Below are 21,432 nucleotides of genomic sequence, written 5' to 3'. Positions count from 1 at the left end.
CAAATCCTCCGAAAGGCGATCAACCACAGTCAGAGCTGATTGCAATAAGCGCTTAAGCCATGATGCAAAACATCGATCGCCTCACCCACGCTTGCAACCGCTGGTCCCAATGCCTGGCGGTCCCGCTGTTCACACGCTGCCTCCAACGCCTCACATACACTGATCAATGGGTTGGCCTTGACCATCCGCGCGCCTCCCTTGGCACGATGAGCCAGGTCGTGCAACTTGGCAAAGTCTGCCTGGCTTGCCAGCCGTGGCAGCAAGGCACGATCCGCCTCCAGGCTTTCGAGTAACGGTGCCAGCAATTCGACCAGCGCGGCATGATCATCCCCGGTCAGCGCAACCAGGGTGCTCAAGTTGAAGGTAACCAAGGGTCGCGGGCTCGTGCCAACTGAACGCGACGCCAATGCCGCCCGCAAGTCGTCAAGCCCGGTTGGCTTGAACAGGCAGCCATCCATGCCAGCCTGCCGACAGCGCTCGGCCTCCTCCGGCTGGGCGTTGGCGGTGAACCCGAGTAACAGGCAGGGCTCCAGACCCCGCTCACGCTCCTGTGCGCGAATCTCCTGGGCCAGCTGATAGCCGTTCTTGAATGGCATGTTGCAATCGGTAATGACGCCGTCGAACTGCCCCGTTCGCCACTGTTCAAGCCCTTGGACACCGTCTTCGGCCGTGATGATACGGTGGCCCAGAAAGCTCAACTGTCGGGCCAGCAGCAAGCGGTTGGCCGGGTAGTCGTCCACCACCAGAATGCTCAGCGCGCGCCCTTCAGGCGCAGCCTCTTGCACAGGCTCAATCGGGGCCGGCAGCGTGGCGGTCATGACCAGGGTCAACGTCACGTCCACCCGAGTGCCGTGCCCCAACACACTACTCAAGTGCAATTGGCCGCCCATCATTTCGCACAGGCTGCGGCTGATCACCAACCCCAGCCCAGACCCGCTGCGTGCCGATTGCTGGTTATTGCTGCCCTGGATGAACACACTGAACAACCGCTGCTGGTCGGTGACGCTGATTCCGATGCCGGTGTCTTGCACCCATAACTGCACGGCCAAGCGATCGTCCTCGACCACCGCCTGCGCGACCAAACTGACCTGCCCATGGGGAGTGAACTTGATGGCATTGCTTAGCAGATTGGAGACCACCTGCTTGAATCGCAGCGGGTCGACCAGCACCGCCTGGTCAATCAACGGGTCCAGCTCAACCTGCAGTGCCAGCCCCTTGGCTCGGGCCAGCCCCTCGAACACGCGTGCGACCGACGCCAACAACTCATGCAGGTTGGCGGGCTCCAGGGTCAGTGACAAATGCCCGGACTCGATCCGCGCTATGTCGAGAATATCGCCGATCAGCTCCAACATACCCCGCGAAGCCACCGAGGCCACCTCCAGAGCATCGCGGTCGACCCGCCCCTGTTCGGCATTTTTCAAGGCCAGTTCGATCATGCCGATCACGGCGTTCATCGGCGTGCGGATCTCGTGGCTCATGGTTGCCAGGAAGGTCGTCTTGGCGCGATTGGCGGCGTCGGCATCGTCCTTGGCTTCCTGTAGCTGGCCGAGCAGCCGGTGCCGCTCGCTCACGTCGACCCAACCGGCAATCATGCCCACCACCTTCTCGTCGCCGTCGCGATACGGCAGCATCCACTGGTAAATGGTCAGCACATCGCCATTGGGCACCTTGAGGATTCGATCATGAATCTGCGGCTCGCCGCCGGCCATCAAGCGCAGGTAATCGTCATGAAACGACCGGGCCTGTGGCGGGTTTTCGATGTCGGTTTCCACTACGGTCCTGCCGATCACGTCTTCAAGTTTGTAGCCAAACACGTCGAGGTAGGCGTTATTGCAGGCCATCAGTCGCCCTTGGCGATCACGCACGTAAATCGGGTGCGGCGTGCCGTCGATCAATACGCTCATGAACCGCATCTGATCGCTCAGCGCTCGCTCGGCCTGCAGGCGCTTGCGAATCAGGCTGCGCAGGTAAATCGCCCAGCCCAGCGTGATGGCCAACAACAACGCCGCCAACCCAAAGCCCTGAAGAATCACATTACGATAACGCAACCAATAGCTGTCCTCGATGATGACCTCGCTACGCCACTGGCCAATCAGTTCGTCCATTTCCTGAGGGGTGATGCTCAGCAGCGCCTTGTCGAGGATCGAATACAGCTCCAACTGACTGCGATTTACCCCAAAGGTCACGCGTGCAGGCTCAATGCCAACCGTGCTGCTGACACGCAAGCGGTCGCGGTAATACCGGGTGATCAGATAACGTGCGCTGATCAACGAGTTGACCGCGCCGTCGGCGTCACCATTGGACACCAGCGCCATGGCTTGCTGGGGGTTCTCCACGTCGACAAACATCACACCTGGAAAATTTTTCGCTATGTCTTCATGCAGGCCATTGCCGACCACCATGGCCAGGCGTTTGCCGACCATGTCCTCCAGCGTGAGCGGGCTGTGGGGACCGTTACGGGTTACCAGCACAAAGGGATTGGTCAGGTAGGGCCGGGTAAAGCGCACTTTTTCAGCACGCTCCGCGCTAGGCGTGACGACCGCCAGCATGTCCGCCGTACCCGCACTGACGATATTGATCTGGCGCGGCAATGAGCCGCCCGGGACCACATCGAACTTCAAGCCGGTACGCAAGCTGATACGCGATAGTACCTCGGCACTCAACCCTTCGAACTGGCCTTGATCACCAATAAAAGATAACGGTAGAAAGTCATTGAGTACCGCGACTCTGACCCTTGGATTCTTTTGCACCCAGCGTTGTTCGCTGGCACTCAAATGCAACCGGTCAACGCCGATTATCCCCAGGTTACCTCCGCTCCAGCGGCGCAGGATTTCCATCTGCTCGCTGGCGGGAATCGCCTCCAGCGCGGCATTGAGAATGGGCAGTAAACGTGTATTTTCGCGGGCGACGGCAAACGCAAACGGGTTGACTTCCAAGCCGGAAAAATCCGCCATACGTACATTGTTGAGGTGATTGCGATTGATCAGATAGTTGCTGCTGATAGCATCCCCCAAATAGACGTCGGCGCGACCAAACGCTACGGCACCAATGGCTTCGAAAGTCGAGGCAAACAACGCCAATTGGGCCTGGGGGTAAAACGCCCGAACGGCGTCGGGCTGCATATAGTGATACAGCATCGCTACACGCTTGCCCGCCAGGTCGTCGTTCAACACCTGGCTATCGCCGCTGCGAGTCACCAGGGTCGGTTGATCGTTGGCGTAGGAGCGAGACAAAAGCAGTTGCGGGTCGGCCGCTTCGTAGCCATTGGCGGAACCGAGAAAATCCACGCCCCCCTGCTTCAAGGCTTCGATCACTTCATCGCGGGTATCGTAACGCCGTACCTCTATGGAGATATGCAGGGCCTGACCCACCAGTGCGGCAAAATCGGCGGTGATACCTTCGAGCTCGTCGTTGTTATTGGTCAAGTCAAAAGGCGCGTAATCGGGAGCAGAAACCCCCATCAACAATGTGCGCCGCTCGCGCAGCCAGCGCCAATCAGACTCGTCCAGTGCTACCTGCGGGGTGTCAATACGTGAGTGCCCCAACAGCCGCAAAGCATGGGGCTCATCCAGGGCCACCGCGATCTGAGGTAACAGGCTCATCCAGAAGATCATGGCGAACCTTATAAACGCGGTGGTGATCATCTCAATTCAGATCAGATGGTTGCGCTGGGCAAACTTGGATAAGTGCACTACCGAAGACATGCGTAACTTCTCCTTGAGTCGAGTCTTGTAAGTGCTGATGGTCTTGTGGCTCAGCAGCATCTGTTCGGCAATTTCCTTGTTGCCCAGCCCCAGGGCCAACATTTGCAATACGGTTAACTCACGGTCCGATAAGCACTCGATCATCTGCCGTTCCGTTTCTTGCAGATCATCGCGGCGCACCGAACTGGTCGGCAAACTGGGGAAGCAGCTGTAGCCCGACATGATCGCTTTGATAGCCTTTTGCAGCTCATCCAGCTCACCGGTCTTGGCGACGAACCCCATCGCACCGGAACGCATGCAACGGGTAGAAAAAAATACCGCCAGGTAGGAGGTCAGCACCAGAATCTTGCACGGCAAGCCCAACGCCTTGATGCGGCTGATAACCTCCAACCCGCCTAATTTAGGCATCGCCAGGTCGAGGATAATCAGCTCGGGACGTTGCTCCCTCGCCAACTGCATGGCGTCAGCGCCATCCCCCGCCTGAAAAATCTCATCAAACCCCTCCAATTGCAGGAGGTGTTTGACCGTTGCCCGGATAAACGGATGGTCATCCACAATTAATGCTTTGCTCATAAAACTTCCTTATGTGGACAAAATACCCTTACACATCACGCCGGACCTGGGTACCTGTGAGAAATGACAGTTCCGACAAGCGGCACTGCTTCCTTGAAGCGGTAACCAAGCAGTGTCTGGCCCTTTCAATTAACTCAACAGAGCGACGAACGCCGGGCCTCAACGGCGCAACAGCCGCAAGTACCCAACTTTAGCAATGCAATGATGTTTCAACCGAAGGGATAATCCGGACAACATGTAGGATTTTTCCACATGCAAGCTTAGCCAATCCTGGCCAGCCCCTAAGGATCAGTCGGTGGTGCTCGGACTCCAGAAGGCCTGCACCACCAGGGTTGACGTTGAGAGGCGCGCCACCAGCGCGTCCAGTTCGTCGCCATCCACCGACGTGGCGGCCAGGATGGCCTCGATTTCCACTTCGTCACTGCCGAACGGTCGCACGTCGACGTCGCTGGCAGGGTAGTTGCAGCGTGCCAACTCGGCTTCCAGTAACACCATCACGGCCTGTTGCTGACTGCGGCGCGCAATGACATAGAGGATATTGGTGACCTCTGCCGACACCACGTCCAAGGGCTGACGATTGATGTTGTTGACGATCGGCCGCAGCAAGGTGTTGGCCGCCAGCACAAACAGCGTGCCCAGCAACGCCTCGAGGATCAGGTCGGCGCCGGCGCAGGCACCCACCGCGGCCGAAGCCCAGAGGGTGGCGGCCGTATTGAGCCCGCGCACATTGCCCTCCTCCCGCATGATCACACCCGCCCCCAGGAAGCCAATGCCCGACACCACGTAAGCGACCACGCGCACCGCGCCTTCCGCACCGCCCAGTCGGTTGGCCATGTCGACAAAGATCGCCGCGCCCACCGCCACCAGCACATTGGTACGTAAGCCGGCGGTGCGCTGGCGGTACTGGCGCTCGAACCCGATGAGGCCACCGAGAATAAACGCAGCGCTGAGGCTGACCACGGTGTCGACCAGGGAGTTGAGGTTGATGTTGTTGATTGCCTGCATAAGAAATCTCCATGAATGCAGCGGCACATTGGTAACTCGCAGGTCCCTGTAGGAGCTGGCTTGCCTGCGATAGCGGTACACCACCAATGAATCTGGCGACTGATACACCGTCATCGCGGGCAAGCCCGGCTCCCACAGGATTTGCGATGTTGCATGGAACCTGTTACTGCCAGCCAAACCTGCGAATGTAGTAGCCCTTCACTGCCTGAGTCAGCGCCATGTACGCCAGCAAAATCACCGGCAGGAACACGAAGTACAGCGACGGCAGCGCCTGCAATTTGAAGTAGTGCGCCAAAGGCCCCATCGGCAGGAATATCCCCACGGCCATGATCACGCCGGTCATCAACATCAACGGCAGCGCTGCGCGGCTTTGCAGGAATGGGATTTTTGGCGTGCGGATCATGTGCACGATCAGGGTCTGGGTCAGCAGCCCCACCACAAACCAGCCGGATTGAAATAGCGTTTGGTGGTCTGGAGTGTTGGCATCAAACACATACCACATGAGTGCGAACGTGGTGATGTCGAAGATCGAACTGATCGGCCCGAAAAACAACATGAAGCGCCCCACTTCCCCCGGCTGCCAGCGTTGCGGCGTGGCAAGCATCTCGTCATCGACGTTGTCGAACGGAATCGCAATCTGCGAGATGTCATACAGCAGGTTTTGCACCAGCAGGTGCATCGGCAGCATCGGCAAAAACGGGATAAAGGCACTGGCCACCAACACCGAGAACACGTTGCCGAAGTTCGAACTGGCGGTCATCTTGATGTATTTGAGCATGTTGGCGAAGGTGCGCCGGCCTTCCAGCACGCCCTCCTCCAGGATCATCAGGCTCTTCTCCAGCAGGATGATGTCGGCCGCTTCCTTGGCGATGTCCACCGCACTGTCCACCGAAATCCCGATATCCGCCGTGCGCAACGCCGGAGCGTCGTTGATGCCATCGCCCATAAAGCCGACCACATGTCCGTTGGCCTTGAGCAGCCGCACGATGCGTTCCTTGTGGCTGGGCGTGAGCTTGGCAAACACATTGGTGGTTTCCACGGCCAGGGCCAGTTCGGCGTCGCTCATCGACTCGATGTCGTTGCCCATCAGCAAGCCTTGTTGCTCCAGGCCCACTTCGCGGCAGATCTTCGCCGTGACCAGTTCGTTGTCGCCGGTCAACACTTTCACCGCCACGCCGTGGGCCTTCAGGGCCTTGAGGGCGGGCGCGGTGCTTTCCTTGGGCGGGTCGAGAAACGCCACGTAGCCGATCAGCGTCAGGTTGTTTTCATCGGCCAGGGTGTAGGTGTCACGTCCTGCCGGCATCGGCTGCGCCGCTACCGCCACCACCCGCAGCCCTTCTTCGTTAAAGGCCGCGGTCACCTGGCGAATGCGCGCCAGCAGTTCGTCGGTCAGTGCCTCATCGACGTCACCATGACGCACGCGATTGCATACCGACAAAATTTCCTCCACCGCCCCTTTGCAGATCAACAGGTGCGGTTGGTGCTCCTCGGCCACCACCACCGACATGCGGCGGCGGTTGAAGTCGAATGGGATCTCGTCGACCTTGTGGAACGCGGTACCGACTTTCAGCTCACGATGGATGTCCACATGCTCGAGCACGGCCACATCCAACAGGTTTTTCAGGCCGGTCTGGTAGTAGCTGTTGAGATAGGCCATTTCCAGCACGTCGTCCGACTCCTGGCCCCACACGTCCACATGGCGCGCCAGGAAAATCTTGTCCTGAGTGAGCGTGCCGGTCTTGTCGGTGCACAGCACGTCCATGGCGCCGAAGTTCTGGATCGCGTCCAGGCGCTTGACGATGACCTTCTTGCGCGACAGAAACACCGCGCCCTTGGCCAAGGTCGAGGTGACGATCATGGGCAGCATTTCCGGGGTCAAGCCTACCGCAATCGACAGCGCGAACAGCAACGCCTCGGTCCAGTCGCCCTTGGTGAAGCCGTTGATGAACAGCACCAGCGGCGCCATCACGAACATAAAGCGAATCAGCAACCAACTGACCTTGTTGACCCCCTGCTGGAACGAGGTGGTCGCACGGTCCGTCGCCGTGACGCGTTGCGCCAAGGCACCAAAATACGTGCTGTTGCCGGTGGCGAGGATGACCGCCGTGGCGGCGCCGGACACGACGTTGGTGCCCATAAACAGAATGTTCTCCAGCTCCAGCGGGTTGCGCGTGTGGGCGTCCTGCTGGTGGGCGAACTTTTCCACCGGCATGGATTCGCCGGTCATCGCCGCCTGGCTGACGAACAAGTCCTTGGCGCTGAGCACGCGGCAGTCCGCGGGGATCATGTCGCCGGCCGACAATACAATCAGATCGCCTGGCACCAGTTGCTTGATCGGCAGTTCAATGCGCTTGGCAGACTCGCGGCGCAGCACCGTCGCGGTATTGCTCACCATGGCCTTCAAGGCGTCGGCGGCCTTGTTAGACTTGGCCTCCTGCCAGAAGCGCAACAGGGTCGAGAGCACCACCATGGAGAAAATCACCGTGGCGGCCTTCATGTCTTCGGTCAGCCAAGAGATCACCGCCAACAGGGTCAGCAGCAGGTTGAACGGATTCTTGTAGCAATGCCACAGGTGCACCCACCACGGCAGCGGCTGTTCGTGCTCGACTTCGTTAAGGCCGTATTGCACGCGCAGGGCGTCGGCTTCCTGAGTGCTCAAGCCCTCGGCGTGGCTGCCCAGCACGCACAGCAATTGCACAGTGCTGCGGTTGGCAGAGGCCACCAGTGTCTGCGCCAGGCTGGGCGGTACTTCGCGGCTGACGCTGGCATCGGTCACGGTTTCCAGCATCGCCAGGCGGCGAAAATGCCGGGCGATATGCCGGGTCCGCAGGAAACCGGCGAAGAACTCTTTGAGCAAAGTGAGGTTCATGGTGTAACTCCTGCGCGAGGAAAAACCGTCGTGCAGGTACTGCCCGTCCACACCGCGCCCGTCACACAGGCACAGCCGAACCTGGCCCGCCCGCCGTAACAGGCAGGCACGTCCGTAGCATCCAGGCGTTACCCAGGTGCTGGTCAGCGTCGATGAGAGGGAATCAGGCAGTTGCCAGGAGTGGCCACCGCCGGGATGCCGCTTCTCGCTTTATGAGGCGAGACAACGGCATCTGGAAAATGCGCGTTACCTTGCCAAGTAGAGGCCGGTTACCGAAACCGGCCGACGACTGTCACTCGAACAAGTACCCACTGAGGGTCTCCGCTATTGATGAAAACGCGCGAAGCTTACGCCCCGATGTTGGCGGAGTAAACCGTAGGAAAGTGCCAGCTTGGTGAATAAGAAGATTCTTCAGGATGGGTTCAGGAAAGAGCGTTTTGCTTACTTTTGTCTGGGCCGGCAGTCCGGCTTTTCAAAAGTGAGCCGCTATAAAAGCGGAACCCTGAGTAGCCGTTACCGCAGGAATGGATATGTACACGGTCCAACTGTGTTGACTGTCAGGCCGTCTTCGCAGGCAAGCCAGCTCCCACATTTGGATCGCGGTGCGTCAGCTCGATCAGCGTCTACCTGGGATTGATGTACATCCCTGGCTATGGCGTATCAGGTCGATCCCTTTCAACCAACGCCACGTAGTCTTCAATGCTCACGCTGGCAACACCCTTTACCTGGATAGACACCTTATTCACCTGCCGACCCATCGTGATGCCCTCGCGGGTACGCACCTGTACATAGCCAAGTCTGGGCCAAAAACGCTCGGCCCTGGTATTGCCCACCACTACCGTCAGCCGCAGCCACTGGGCGCCCTTCGCCACCGCCCAGGCCTCAAGGTCCGCGTGCAAGCGCTGCGCCAGCCCGCTGCCGTGCCAGCGCGCATGCACCAGCAGCAACCCGATGTGCCACACCCCGGTGGCGAGCAAATCCGCGGCGATATTCACCACGGCGACCAGGTGGCCCTGCGCATCTCGGTAACCCAGCCAGTACAGGCGGCTGCAATGCCAGCCGGCGGGTAATTGGCCGCGTAATTCTTCCCGTGCTTCGGACGGGGTAGCCGGTTCGCCATTCACCGCGATGAAGTAAGCCGGCGCCTGTTCAAAAAACTGCTGCAGCTCAGCTTCATCGCAGCCAAGCAGCTCAACCACCCGAATGCCTTCGAGGAAACTGCCAGGCAACACCTGTGGATCAACGTCCATGTTCAACCTCTTCAATCATCCCGTGTCAGCACTTCCAGCAATTCAATTTCGAAGCGCAGATTACTGTTGGGTTTGATATGCGCGCCCATCGAGCGCTCGCCATAGGCCAGGTGCGCCGGTACATACAACGAGCGTACACCGCCAACCTGCATGCCCATCAAGCCCTGGTCCCACCCCTTGATCACGCGGCCAGTGCCGATCACGCACTGGAACGGTTTGCCCCGCTCCCAGGAGGAATCGAACACCGTGCCATCTTCCAGGGTGCCGGTGTATTGGGTGGTGATCAGCGCGCCCTTGACCACGGCTTTGCCGTCGCCCAGGCGGATGTCGGTGACCTGCAGTTCGTCGTTGCTCATGGGGTTCTCATTGAAGGGTCAAAGGCTGGGGTTTTCCCAGAATCGGAGGGGTTTGGCAAGTGCAGGGAAATGGCCAACGTGATGGTGGACCGTTCGCTGGAATGCATACAGCCGCGTCAGAATCCAATGTGGGAGCTGGCTTGCCTGCGAAGGCGGTGTGTCAGTCAATGCNCCAGCTCCCACATTGAATCTGCATGCATTCAGAGGTCGCCGTGTCGACCCTTTACAACCAATGCCAGAACCGGCTCCAGAACCCGCGCCCCAACTCATCCTTGCACCCGGCATATTGGCGCGCATACATCTGCGAACGCGCCTGTACCTTGCTCGCTACCGGCGGCAGCCAGGCTTTGCTGGCATAGGTGCGCTGGCGGTAGCCGCCCCAGCCTTCGTGGTAGTTCAGGTACTGGCCGTAGGCATCGTATTTGTAGACGCCGTTGATGGTGTAGGTCTTGTCCATGTACCAGCCGATAAAGTCGATCGCGTCGTCGAAGTCTTCGCGATCAGCGCCGCTGCGGCCGGTGGCTTTGCGGTAGTCGTTCCATACTTCATCCTTGGCCTGGGCATAGCCGGAAGCGGTGGAGACGCGGCCCCATGGGATGATCCACAGCAGGTATTTACGCGGGGTCTTGGCGTCGTGGCGAAAGCCCGACTCCTGATACATGATGGCAAACGGCACCTGGATCGGTACGCCCCAGCGCTTTTGCGTGACCTTGGCGGCGTCGTACCAGTCGTCTTTTTCGCGGAAGATACCGCAGAGGTCGTTGGGCGTGCGTGGCGGCGAGGTGCCGCACGCAGCCAACAGGGAAGTGAGTAATAACAGTCCGACGGCTTTGCCTGCGCTCAAGGGTCACCTTTGTGGGATAAGGGTAAAATGCCAGCATTTTACCCCTTCACACCGGCGGCGTCCTTGCCGCAGACATCTTTAAGCCAAAGGCACGCGACGGGTAGTCAGCGCGATACGACCAATAAAGAAGCTCAACGCCGCACCCAACAGCAGCATGGCCAAGGTGCTCCAGGCCGCGCGGGACAGTTGCTTGGCAGCGACTTCACCGGCTTCACGGGCTTTCTGTTCAGCCTGCTTTTTCAGCTCATCAACCTTTTGCATGGCTTGCTGATAAGCCTGGGCATAGTTGTCGACGATCTGCGTGGCTTCTTCTTTGCTCTTGCCAGTGCGGGCCGCGACGATGTTGACCAGCGCCTCTTTATCCGCTGCATTCAATGCTGGCTCGCCGGACGCTTTCACACGTTCGAACCATTGCTTGAGCTCATCACCGGCCTGCGCAGGATTGGTCGCTGCATCGGTAGCCGACTGCTTGCCATCGACAGCTGCCTGATCGGCTTTCTGCTCGACATTGGCAGGGTCCAGTTCAGCCTTGCCGCTCTGCTTGAGCAAGGTATCCAGTTGGCCTTGCAGGCTGTTCCAGTCCAACTCGATGCCCTGCTCGTTCAACTGTTGCTTGATGCTATTGCCAATCCCCGGCGCGGCGGCAGCAATGCCACTGCCCGCAGCAGACAGACCTTTACCCACCACGTTGCCGGCCGTACCGACCACGCTGGAAGCCAGGCCCGCCAACAGCCAAGTGGTGAGCAAGGTGGTCAAGGTCCAGGTCAGCACCCCATGCAGGCCGCCACGATCCGGCGCGGTGCGGCCGGCCACGAACGCGCCCAACGCGATGGCGACCAGTGTCGATACAAACAGCCAGATACCCGCACCCGTGCCAAAACCGCTCAACGGGTTGCCCGCTTCCATCGGGTCAACGGCACTGGCGCCAATGGCGGTGCCCAACACACTCAAGACCAGGTAGGTGACCAGTGCGATTGCACTACCGGCCAGTACCGAGCTCCACGACACTCGAAACAGCGATCGATTGGTTTCATAGACAGTGGTCATACAAAGGTCCTTTTCAAATTGAGGAGCAAGGCAATGCGCCTTGATGGGTGTGAGTGTGGCGAAACGACATACGTTCAGTCCTGGCCCATATGCACCAGGTGACCTGGTGCATTCGCACTGCCCCATGGGCAATTACTCTGCACTATCCTGAAGCCAGGATGTCGTAACCCAATGTGCCTTGCCCTGCCCTAATCGGAGACGTTATGACCCAGGATGTTCTCGCCAAAGAAACCAACCGCCGCCAACTGCAAACCATCATCTCCGGGCTGTCCGACGGTGTGATTCTGGCCGAGGTCGACCAGACCATTCTCTGGGCCAATGAAGCGGCGTTGACCATGCATGGGGTCAGCGAGGTCAAGGAACTGGGCGCCAATACCGAGGCGTACGCCAAACGCTTTGCCCTGCGCTATCGCAACAACCATCCCTTGCCACTGGACAGCTACCCCCTCAGCCGCGTGGCTGCCGGCGAAGAGTTCAGCGATGTGGTGGTGGAAGTCACACCCGCCGACGACGAACACCGCAGTTGGGTACATCGCCTGCGCAGCCTGGTGCTGACCGATGCCCAGGGTGAACCTGAGTTGCTGGTACTGATCCTCAGCGACGCCACCGAATGGGCCAGCGCCGAGCAACGCTTTGAGAAAACCTTCAACGCCAACCCGGCGCCCGCGGTGATCTGTCGCCTCAGCGACCTGCGCTACATCAAGGTCAACCAGGGTTTTCTGGAGATGACCGGCTACAACCGCGACCAGGTCATCGGCAAATCTGTGTATGAACTGGATGTGCTGGAACAGGCCGAGCGCAAGGACCTGGCGATCCAGCGCCTGGGCGAAGGCGCGACCATCCCGCAGATGCAGGCCGAACTGAGACTGCCCGAAGGTGGCAGCAAACTGGTGATCGTCGCCGGCCAACCGTTGGACATGAACGAGGAAGACTGCATGCTGTTTTCCTTCACCGACCTGGAGCCTCGGCGCAAAGCCGAGATCGCCCTGCGCCAGAGCGAAGAACGCTTCGCCAAATCCTTCCGCCTGACGCCCGTGCCGACCCTGGTATGCAGTGCCGACAACCGCCAGGTAGTAGACATCAACGAAGCCTTCATGAGCATCACCGGCTACATCAGCGAGGAATTGATCGGCAAATCCATCGAAGACATCAACTTCATCGACAGCCCCCAGGCCGGCGCGCAGTTGTTCGCCACCCTGGAAAAAGCCGGCAACCTTGAAGGCCAGGACCTCAAGGTGCGCAAGAAAGGCAACGAGGTGATCGACTGCGTGGTATCCGCCGACACCGTGATTATCCAGGACGTCCCCTGCTACCTGATGGTGCTGATGAACATCACCGAGCGCAAACGCTCGGAGCTGGAACTGGTGGCGGCCATCGAGGAAGTCATGCAGGACGCGTCCTGGTTCAGCCAGACCCTGATCGAGAAGCTGGCCAACGCCAAGAGCGTCAACAGCCCCAACCTGCCGAATGTTTCCTTCACCGACCTCACCGCCCGCGAGCGCGATGTATTGGGCCTGATCTGCGAGGGCCTGGCGGACAAAGAAATCGCCTCGCGCCTGAAACTGGCGCCCAACACCGTGCGTAACCATGTGGCCACGGTGTATTCCAAGCTGGGGGTGCACAGCCGTAGTGCTGCGATCGTCTGGGCTCGTGAACGCGGGCTGTTTGCCGGTGATTTGCGCCTGAAAAACAAGCCCTGACCCTGCAAATGCACTAGTGCGCCTAGTGCGAATTCGCCTTATTGAGCGGCGGTGCAAGCAATAACCTTCAAGGGATCGTATTTATGCCTAGAAGGAACCCGCATGTTTACCCTCTCTCAGCTGCGCAACTGCATCGAAGAAGGCCTGTCACCGCTGACGTGCGAATTCACCCTGTGCCGGGACGCGTCCTTGACCCTCAAGGTCTACGATGCCGAGACCGGCCGCGTCGACCTGGTGGTTACCGGCATCAGCACCAACCGCCTGCAGACCCCGCAGGAAGTAGCGAAAATGGTGGATGAATTGCGCTACGAGCTGCAAAGCAACAACGTCGGCAAGCTCACGCTGGATGATTTGCCTTTATCGCCGCTCCCATGAAATAAAACACCCCGCCGGCAACGATAAACGCCCCCAGCATGTAGAACATGTAATGGGCCGGCAGGCTGGCCAACACCAGCCCACACAACACCGGCCCCAGCGCCGCACCGAGGTTGGACAGGTTTTGCGCCCCGTAATACATGCCCCGCAGGTGGTCCGGGGCAATTCGGTCGATAAACATGTATTCGGCCGGAAACACGATGATCTCCCCGACGGTGAACACCGCCATCGCCAGCACCCAGCCCACCACGCTGGTGGACAGCCCGAAGCCAATCAACCCCAGCATGAACATGCTCAAGCCAGCGATCAGCCACTGGCTCAGGTAACGGTGCGAGATGCGCCTGCCAATCAAGTACTGCAAGGCAATCACTAGCACGGCGTTGGTGGTCAGCACCGCGCTGATCACCGTGTAGGTGTATTCGGCGGTCGTGGTGGTCACCAGGTATTGCGACAGATAGGCCGTGAACTGGCCGAACACCACCGCGCTGAGTAAACCGCCGAGGGTGAAGCACACCAGGCGACGGTCCTGCAGCAAAACGCGGGCGACGGCAAGGAACGGCAGCGGCTTTTGCGTGGCGTCCACCGTGGCCAAGTTACGGTCACCCCAGCGCCCGTACAGCAGAAAAAACCCCAGCCCCAACAGCGCCGACAGAATAAACGGCAGGCTGATATCCAGCTTGGCCACCATCGCGCCAAAGAACGGCCCCACGGCATAGCCGATATTGGTAAGCGTGTATTTGATGGAAAACACTTCGCTGCGCGCGTCTTCGGGCAGCAGGCTGGCGAAGCCGGCTTTCACCGCAATATCGATGACGGCGTAGGCCAGGTTGATCAGGATCAGGCAGCCATAGAACGACCAGATATTTTGCGCCAGCACCGTGCCGATAAACCCCAGCACAAACACCAGGCTCAAGCCGAGCAACAGGCGATAGCTATTGATGCGGTCGACCAGGAAACCACCGTAGACACTGAGTAGCGAACCGACGATCAGCGAACTGCCGATTACCAGGCCGACCTGGGTAATGTCCAAGGCGAAATGGCTGGTGAGGTAGATCACGAGATAAGGAAAAGTGATGGCCTTGGCCAGCGTAAGCAGCAACGTGGCGCACAGCAACAGGTTCACGGTGCGGGGGTAGTTTCTGATGGTGGCAAGCATCCTGCTCTCGTTCTTCAAAGGTAACGCGACCATTGCGGTCGGTTACCTTAACGCAAGAAACATGAAACGAGCAGGTGCCCCGGCGGGATTATTTCTTGACTGGCGTAATCTCGAGGATGGTGCCGTTGGTGGTCTTGAGCAGGACGTACTTGTCGCCTACGCGCGCCCACTGGCTTTCTTCTTCGGGCTGCTTCAGGCCGCGCTTTTTCCAATCGCTGATGGCCGACTCCTTGCGCATCAGGATATCCGGAGCGCGGTCGCCTTCTTTCAAATCACGAGCGTTGATGTTTGAAGGTTGCACGGTTTCCTGAGGGATATCGCCGGCCTGCACTACAGCGCTGACGGAGGAAAAGCTGGCAGCGACCAGCAGGCAAGCGGCTAAGGTTTTCGACTTCATGGGTGCTCCTTCAATTAATGGTGCGTACCCAGATTCCGACCGCGGCGGCGCGTAATCATTCAGCCGTATTTCCCTGTGACCAGAGATTGCTCCCGCCGGGCTGCGCAGCGGCCCCAATCCATTCACCGCATGTTTTCAGTGGGTACGCGGTCGGGCTTTTTGGGGCCGCTTCGCAGCCCAGCGGGAGCAAGCTCCCTCGCCACAGGGGGGTACACCGTTATAGCCAGGCGGCGTCCCAGAGCGAGTAGTCGCCAACATGCTCGACCAGTCCGGCTCGCAGTGGGTTGGCGATGATGTAGCGAGCAGCCTTGATAAGGTCTTCATCGGCCCGCACCGCACGATCATGATAGCCGTACTGCCAAAAAGCACCGTGCGTGCGACGGGCTCGGTTGATGGTCAGTGTGCTGCGCGACTTCACCCGTTTCATCACTTCAGGCAGCGTCGCGCCTCGCAATTCAAATAACCAGTGAAGGTGGTCCGGCATAATGACCCAAGCCAGCGAGTTGACCAGTCCAAGGTCATGGGCTCGTTTGAGCTCGGCAACCAATAGCCGCCCCAGGTAAAGATCGGCAAATACCGGGCGACGTTGATAAACCACGGCAGTCACCAAATAAGCTCGACCAGGTTCTGAATAACGGCCACGTCGCAACAAATGAGAGTTGGGCTTGTGAAGCAATCCTTTGCTCCCCTGAATGGTTGAATGGTCCATTCAACCTAGCAGGCACCTGAGATGTCCCTGCCCAATACAGTTTCCCCATATTTCCCAATCCTTTGTGGCGAGGGAGCTTGCTCCCGCTGGGCTGCGCAGCAGCCCCAAAAAGCCACACCGCGCATCCACTGAACGCATGCGGTGAATGGGTTGGGGCCGCTTCGCTGCCCAGCGGGAGCAAGCTCCCTCGCCACAAGGGTTTGTGCATAGGGTTTGCGAGCGTGAAAATAATCGTGTAATTTTTCATGAAATTATTCGAATTAAATTTCATGACCCCTCAAGAAGAACTCGCCACCCTCGCGGCGCTGATCCACGACCTGCGCAAGCACAAGAAACTCACCCTGGCCCAACTTGCGCAAAAAATCGAACGGTCGGTGGGGTTTCTGTCCCAGGTCGAACGTGGCCTGTCGCGCCCGACCGTGGCCGATTTAACTGCCATCAGTCACGCCCTCGATGTGCCCACCACCTATTTCTACAGCCTGCCCAAACCCAAGGCGGTGGATTGGGTCACACGCCCCAACGAGCGGCGCACGGTGTATTACGCCAATGGCATCACCGACATCCTGGTGTCGCCGAGCATGAACGGTGCGTTCTCGATGCTTGACAGCCTGTTGGCCCCCGGTGCCAACAGCGGCGAACAGAGCATGAGCGACCGTGCCGAACAGGCCGGATTTGTGCTCGAAGGCGAGTTGACCCTGTGGGTGGATGACGAAGCCGCGCCAGTCACCCTCAGCCCCGGCGACAGTTTCCACCTCGCCAGTTTCGCCCACTGCCGCTACGCCAACCTGACCGACCTGCCCGCCCGCGTCTTGTGGGTTTACAACTAGGAGCTGCACCCGTGAAAAGCCATTCCTCCACGTTGCTGGCCGAAGTACGCAGCTTTCGCCAGAACCACCCCGACGTGCGCTATGTCGACCTGATCGCCCTGGACATTCCCGGGCATTTCTACGGCAAGCGCTACCCCGTGGAGATGCTTGAAAAAGTCGCCGCTGGCAGCCCGCTGAAGCTGCCGCAGAATGCGGTATTGCTGGGGGTCCAGGGGGGGTTGTTCAAGATTGGCGACTACTGCTTCAACGATGGCGACCCGGATGCCAATCGCCGATTGGTGCCCGGCACGCTCAAACCGGTGAACTGGGAGTCGCAGCCATTGGGGCAAATGCTCATCACCTCGGACGGCACCGAAGCGCCCATCGAGTTCGAACCCCGCGAAGTCTTGGCCAAGGTCCTGGAACGCTTGCAGCATCAGGGCATTCATCCCGTGGTGGCGTTTGAGCTGGAGTTCTACCTGTTCGATAAACAGCTGGAAAACGGCCTGCCGCAATTCGCCCGCGACCCGCTCAGTGGGGATGCCGACGACCAGCCCAACCTGCATATCGAACGGCTGTCGCGTTTCAGCGACGTGCTCGACGACATGGCGCAAACCGCCAAGGACCAAGGCATCGACATCACGGTGATCACCGCCGAGATCGGCCCCGGCCAGTTCGAGATCAACTTCGGCCACTGCGATGACGGCCTGCGCGCCGCCGACTGGGCCGCCCTGTTCTGCCGCAGCACCCGTGGCGTTGCGCTCAAGCATGGTTACCGCGCCAGCTTCATGGCCAAACCCTATCTGCAATTTCCCGGCAGCGGCATGCACGTGCATGTCAGCCTTTACGACGCAGCGGGCAATAACTTGCTAGCGGCCCATCAGCAGCAGCCATTGCGCCACGCCGTAGCCGGTTGCCTGGAATTGCTGCCCCACTGCATGCCGATCTTCTCGCCCAACCACAACGCCTTCCGTCGCCTGGGCGGCACGGTCAACGCTGCGACGCGGGCGAGCTGGGGCTTTGAAGACCGCGATGCCTGTGTGCGTATCCCCGAGTCCGACCCGCGCAACCTGCGGATCGAGCACCGCCTGGCCAGCGCCGATGCCAACCCTTACCTGGTGCTGGCGGCAATCCTGGTGGGCCTGGAGCACGGGCTTGATGCCAAGCGCGAACCCATCGCGCCATTGAACGAAGACCGCAACAGCGGCACCGATTTCCCGGTGGAAATGCTCGACGCCGTGCGTGCCATGCAGCAGCAACCAATACTGCGCGACAAGCTGGGCGCGGAATTTGTCGAAGTGTATTGCGAGAACAAACGCCAGGATCACCTGGCATTTCAACAAGAGATCCATGCGCGAGAATATCGCTGGTTTCTCTGACCCCACCATGGAAATGCAGATGAGCGACCAAGCCGCCCCGGCCCTCAAGGAAATCTTCAACATCGAACGCCTGCAACACATCGCCACCGAAATGACTGTGGTGTACCCGGCGTTCGACGCCAAGGGTTTTCTCCAGCACGCTTGCGTCGGGCTGGCCGAGTTATCGGTGATGCAACGCATGGCCCGGGTCAGCGAGAGCCTGCACGCGGTGATCCCGCTGGATTATGCGCAAACCCTCAAGCTGCTTTACGCTCTGGCACCGCGCATCAACAGCGGCTTTGTCAGCCTGTTCCTGGCGCATTACGTGGCGAGTTATGGCCTGGGTGATTTCAAACGTTCAATGGCCGCGCTGAAGTTTTTCACCACCTTTGGTTCGGCCGAGTTCGCCATTCGCCACTTCTTACTGCACGACTTCGAGCGCACCTTGGCAGTGATGCAGCAATGGTCGCTGGATGGCAACGAACACGTACGCCGCCTGGCCAGTGAAGGCTCACGCCCTCGCCTGCCTTGGTCGTTTCGCCTCGCCAACGTGCAGGCCAACCCCAAGTTATGTGCGTCGATCCTGGATAACCTCAGGGCCGACAGCAGCCTCTATGTGCGCAAGTCGGTGGCCAACCACCTCAATGACATCACCAAGGACCACCCCGACTGGGTGCTCAATGTGATCGAAGGCTGGAACCTGGCCAACGCCCACACCGCCTGGATCGCTCGCCATGCGTTGCGCAGCTTGATCAAGCAAGGCGACACCCGCGCGCTGACGATCATGGGGGCCGGAGCCAAGGCTGAGGTGACGATCCGTGGACTGAGCGTCACCCCCGCCGTGATCCGATTGGGCGAGCGGATCAATCTGTCATTCCAGCTGGAATCCACCGCCAACCACGCGCAAAAACTGGTGGTGGACTACGCCATCGACTACGTAAAAAGCGCTGGCCACAGCGCATCCAAAGTGTTCAAGCTCAAGGCTTTTACCTTGGGCGCCGGCGAACGGCAGACCATCAACCGCGAGCAGCACATCCGCGAATTGACCACGCGCAAGCACTACCCCGGCACGCATCGGATACATGTTTTGATCAACGGTGAACGCCTGGCCAGTGCAGAGTTCGAACTGCTGAAACCTTGACACAAATCAAACAAAAGGCTCTAGCACGGGCTTTTCAGCCCGATAAATTGTCGAACAATCCTGGCCTTTGCCGTTGAGATCTATTATCATCCGGCGCCTTCTCGCTACCCGCCGGGTAGCTGTTTCAATGTGTCACCCGAGGCGCCCATGTACCGTTTTTCGTTTCACCGCCCTTTGATTGCCATCAGCCTGGGGCTGGTTTCCCATTCCGTCAGCGCAGCCCTGCAACCCATAGCCGAAGCCCCGCTGGCCAGTGACACCGAGCTGCACTGCCACTTCAACCGCGACGCCAGCACCGACTGCACCACCACTTACCGCTACACGATCCTCAAGGCCAACGGCCGCGAAATGCTCTCGCGCATCGACTTCGACTACTCCGAAGCCGACACCTTTGAAGTGGTCAGCGCTCAATCCACCCAGCCTGGCGCCAAGCCGGTCGCCCTGGCCGCCACGCAAATCGATACCCGCAGCGCACCCAACCCGGACCAAGGCTTCAGCCGCGACAAGCAAACCTCCCTGGCCTTCCCCAACCTGCGCGTGGGCACGCAGATCCGCTACACGGTACGCCAGCATTACCCGGCCAAACCGCTGATGACTCAGTTCCACTATGTGCTCAAGTTCGGGCCCAGCTCAGCCCGTCGCGATCGCTTCAAGGCGCGCTTTACCGCCGAACGGCCGATCCAGTGGCGAAGTGAATTGTTCGACGGTTTCAAGGTAACGCCTTCGAGCAACGGCAAGACCCTGGATGTGGTGCAAAAAGCCCCGACCTACCTCAACTACATCAATGAATCCTCCGCCGCCGCACTACTGCGCGTCCCACGCCTGGAAGTGGGGAGCGCCGTGGACCGCCAGGCGTACTTCGGTGATTTCGCCCAGCATTACAACCAGATCCTCGGCGCCACCCTGCCGGCGCAAGCCGCCGCCGCCGTGGCCGCCGCACGCAGCCTGGCGCCAGCTGAGCAAGTCGCGGCAATGATGCAGCACATCAATGATCATTACCGCTACCTGGGTGACTGGCGGGCGACCGAGCGCGGCTATGTGCCGTTCAGCCTGGCGGAAATCGAGCAGCACGGCTACGGCGACTGCAAGGACCTGGCGACGCTGCTGACGGCCATGCTCAAGGCCAGTGGCATCAAGGCTGAGACCGCGTGGGTCAGCCGTGGCGACGTGGTCGATGCCCTGCTGATTCCTGGCACCCAGGCGCCGAACCACGCCATCGTGCGTGCCGAAGTGAATGGCCAGGTGTGGTGGCTTGACCCGACCAACCCGGTCTTCGCCCCTGGCCAGACCATGCCCGATATTCAGGACCGCTGGGTATTGGTCAACGATGCGCAGGGCCAGGTGCGCGAAGAACACATCCCACTGGAGCGCCCCGAAGTCTCGATACGCCTGGACAAACAGGTGCAGTACGGCAAAGAGGGAGATGGCGCGGTCAAGGCGACTATTACCTTCAGCCGCCTGCCGCTGATGCAACTGAGCGTCGCAGACCGCCAGCAAGGCACCACCGCCACCGACCAGAACATCTGCGCCAACTTCGGCAACGATATCAGCGACTGCCAGATCACCCGCGAACCCACCCGCTTTGTGGTACATGACGGCTACAGCGTCACCGCCCGCATGAACGATCAGCGCGCCCTGGAAAAACTGGCCAATGACTATGTCTACACCGACCCGTCCTTGAAAGACCGCTGGGAGGGCTACATCAACTATCGCCGCCAGGGGCAACAGGCCGACCTTTACCTGGGCAATCCTGAAACCTATGACTACACCTACACCCTGGCAGGCGGGAAGATGGAAAAAGCCATCCCCGGCTGCAAGGTACGCTCGCCCTGGTACGACCTCGACCTGGACGGAAAACTGGAGGACGGCTCGCTGCGCTATCACTATCGCCTGAGCCAGAAAAAGCGCTGGCTGACCCATGCCGAAGTCACCAGCGATGCGTTCGGAAAGATGATTGAAGAGGCCCGGGCCTGTGCCGAGCAGGTGCATCAGGTAGTAAAGCTCTAGACTGTCCCTGACACACCACGATCCAAATGTGGGAGCTGGCTTGCCTGCGATGATGGCCGGTCAGCTTGCCCATCGGTGACTNACTGACACACCGCCATCGCAGGCAAGCCAGCTCCCACATTTTAATCCGTGTGT

The 21,432-nt window shown here is 59.6% G+C and carries 17 protein-coding genes; 6 read left to right on the top strand and 11 right to left on the bottom strand.

The window, feature by feature from the left end:
- Positions 1-29: 29 nt before the first annotated feature.
- From ACTJLA_RS14365 to ACTJLA_RS14330, 8 genes are all read right to left on the bottom strand, one after another.
- The gene (locus ACTJLA_RS14365; RefSeq protein WP_314544669.1) at positions 30-3,644 is read right to left on the bottom strand and encodes a transporter substrate-binding domain-containing protein; all 3,615 of its coding nucleotides are present in this window, start codon (positions 3,642-3,644) and stop codon (positions 30-32) included.
- A gap of 6 nt (positions 3,645-3,650) precedes the next feature.
- Positions 3,651-4,277, bottom strand: a complete 627-nt coding sequence (locus ACTJLA_RS14360) for a response regulator transcription factor (RefSeq protein WP_034127079.1) — start codon at positions 4,275-4,277, stop codon at positions 3,651-3,653.
- 288 nt (positions 4,278-4,565) lie between these two features.
- On the bottom strand, positions 4,566-5,282 hold the full coding sequence (locus tag ACTJLA_RS14355) for an MgtC/SapB family protein (protein WP_003190369.1): 717 nt from the start codon (positions 5,280-5,282) through the stop codon (positions 4,566-4,568).
- 163 nt (positions 5,283-5,445) lie between these two features.
- Entirely contained in the window at positions 5,446-8,151 is a 2,706-nt protein-coding gene (gene mgtA / locus ACTJLA_RS14350) for a magnesium-translocating P-type ATPase (RefSeq protein WP_314544676.1), read from the bottom strand.
- A 650-nt stretch (positions 8,152-8,801) separates the two neighbouring features.
- Positions 8,802-9,401, bottom strand: a complete 600-nt coding sequence (locus ACTJLA_RS14345) for a GNAT family N-acetyltransferase (protein WP_089042766.1) — start codon at positions 9,399-9,401, stop codon at positions 8,802-8,804.
- A gap of 11 nt (positions 9,402-9,412) precedes the next feature.
- The gene (locus ACTJLA_RS14340; protein ID WP_034127076.1) at positions 9,413-9,757 is read right to left on the bottom strand and encodes an FKBP-type peptidyl-prolyl cis-trans isomerase; all 345 of its coding nucleotides are present in this window, start codon (positions 9,755-9,757) and stop codon (positions 9,413-9,415) included.
- Positions 9,758-9,980: 223 nt separating this feature from the next.
- On the bottom strand, positions 9,981-10,601 hold the full coding sequence (locus ACTJLA_RS14335; protein ID WP_034127075.1) for a transglycosylase SLT domain-containing protein: 621 nt from the start codon (positions 10,599-10,601) through the stop codon (positions 9,981-9,983).
- Between the two features lie 78 nt (positions 10,602-10,679).
- Positions 10,680-11,648 (bottom strand): hypothetical protein, encoded by a 969-nt coding sequence (locus ACTJLA_RS14330; protein WP_089042767.1) that lies wholly within the window; start codon positions 11,646-11,648, stop codon positions 10,680-10,682.
- 203 nt (positions 11,649-11,851) lie between these two features.
- Here ACTJLA_RS14330 and ACTJLA_RS14325 point away from each other — a divergent pair, with 203 nt between their 5' ends.
- The gene (locus tag ACTJLA_RS14325; RefSeq protein ID WP_014717983.1) at positions 11,852-13,348 is read left to right on the top strand and encodes a PAS domain S-box protein; all 1,497 of its coding nucleotides are present in this window, start codon (positions 11,852-11,854) and stop codon (positions 13,346-13,348) included.
- A 102-nt stretch (positions 13,349-13,450) separates the two neighbouring features.
- Entirely contained in the window at positions 13,451-13,723 is a 273-nt protein-coding gene (locus tag ACTJLA_RS14320) for a DUF1652 domain-containing protein (protein ID WP_003190355.1), read from the top strand.
- Here the strand turns inward: ACTJLA_RS14320 and ACTJLA_RS14315 are convergent.
- From ACTJLA_RS14315 to ACTJLA_RS14305, 3 genes are all read right to left on the bottom strand, one after another.
- Positions 13,686-14,879: an MFS transporter gene (locus ACTJLA_RS14315; protein WP_034127072.1), complete on the bottom strand. Its 1,194-nt coding sequence runs from the start codon at positions 14,877-14,879 to the stop codon at positions 13,686-13,688. The two genes, ACTJLA_RS14320 and ACTJLA_RS14315, sit on opposite strands and share 38 nt — an antisense overlap.
- 88 nt (positions 14,880-14,967) lie before the next feature.
- Complete coding sequence (locus ACTJLA_RS14310) at positions 14,968-15,276, bottom strand: RcnB family protein (protein WP_089042768.1); 309 nt, start codon at positions 15,274-15,276, stop codon at positions 14,968-14,970.
- A gap of 217 nt (positions 15,277-15,493) precedes the next feature.
- Positions 15,494-15,985: an REP-associated tyrosine transposase gene (locus tag ACTJLA_RS14305; RefSeq protein WP_233453222.1), complete on the bottom strand. Its 492-nt coding sequence runs from the start codon at positions 15,983-15,985 to the stop codon at positions 15,494-15,496.
- Positions 15,986-16,254: 269 nt separating this feature from the next.
- Here ACTJLA_RS14305 and ACTJLA_RS14300 point away from each other — a divergent pair, with 269 nt between their 5' ends.
- The 4 genes from ACTJLA_RS14300 (at position 16,255) to ACTJLA_RS14285 (ending at position 21,297) form a co-directional block, all read left to right on the top strand.
- Positions 16,255-16,812: a helix-turn-helix domain-containing protein gene (locus ACTJLA_RS14300; protein WP_072448734.1), complete on the top strand. Its 558-nt coding sequence runs from the start codon at positions 16,255-16,257 to the stop codon at positions 16,810-16,812.
- 11 nt (positions 16,813-16,823) lie between these two features.
- Complete coding sequence (locus ACTJLA_RS14295; protein WP_089042770.1) at positions 16,824-18,170, top strand: glutamine synthetase family protein; 1,347 nt, start codon at positions 16,824-16,826, stop codon at positions 18,168-18,170.
- 19 nt (positions 18,171-18,189) lie between these two features.
- A complete protein-coding gene (locus ACTJLA_RS14290) occupies positions 18,190-19,290 on the top strand; it encodes a DNA alkylation repair protein (protein WP_089042771.1) in 1,101 nt (366 codons plus the stop codon).
- 147 nt (positions 19,291-19,437) lie between these two features.
- Positions 19,438-21,297, top strand: a complete 1,860-nt coding sequence (locus ACTJLA_RS14285) for a DUF3857 domain-containing transglutaminase family protein (RefSeq protein ID WP_089042772.1) — start codon at positions 19,438-19,440, stop codon at positions 21,295-21,297.
- Positions 21,298-21,432: the final 135 nt, after the last annotated feature.

The organism is Pseudomonas sp. 22072 (assembly GCF_052046095.1).
In the GTDB taxonomy this organism is placed as follows: domain Bacteria; phylum Pseudomonadota; class Gammaproteobacteria; order Pseudomonadales; family Pseudomonadaceae; genus Aquipseudomonas; species Aquipseudomonas paracarnis.
Note: the sequence above shows the minus strand (reverse complement) of the source record. Positions and strands in the feature narration are given on the sequence as shown.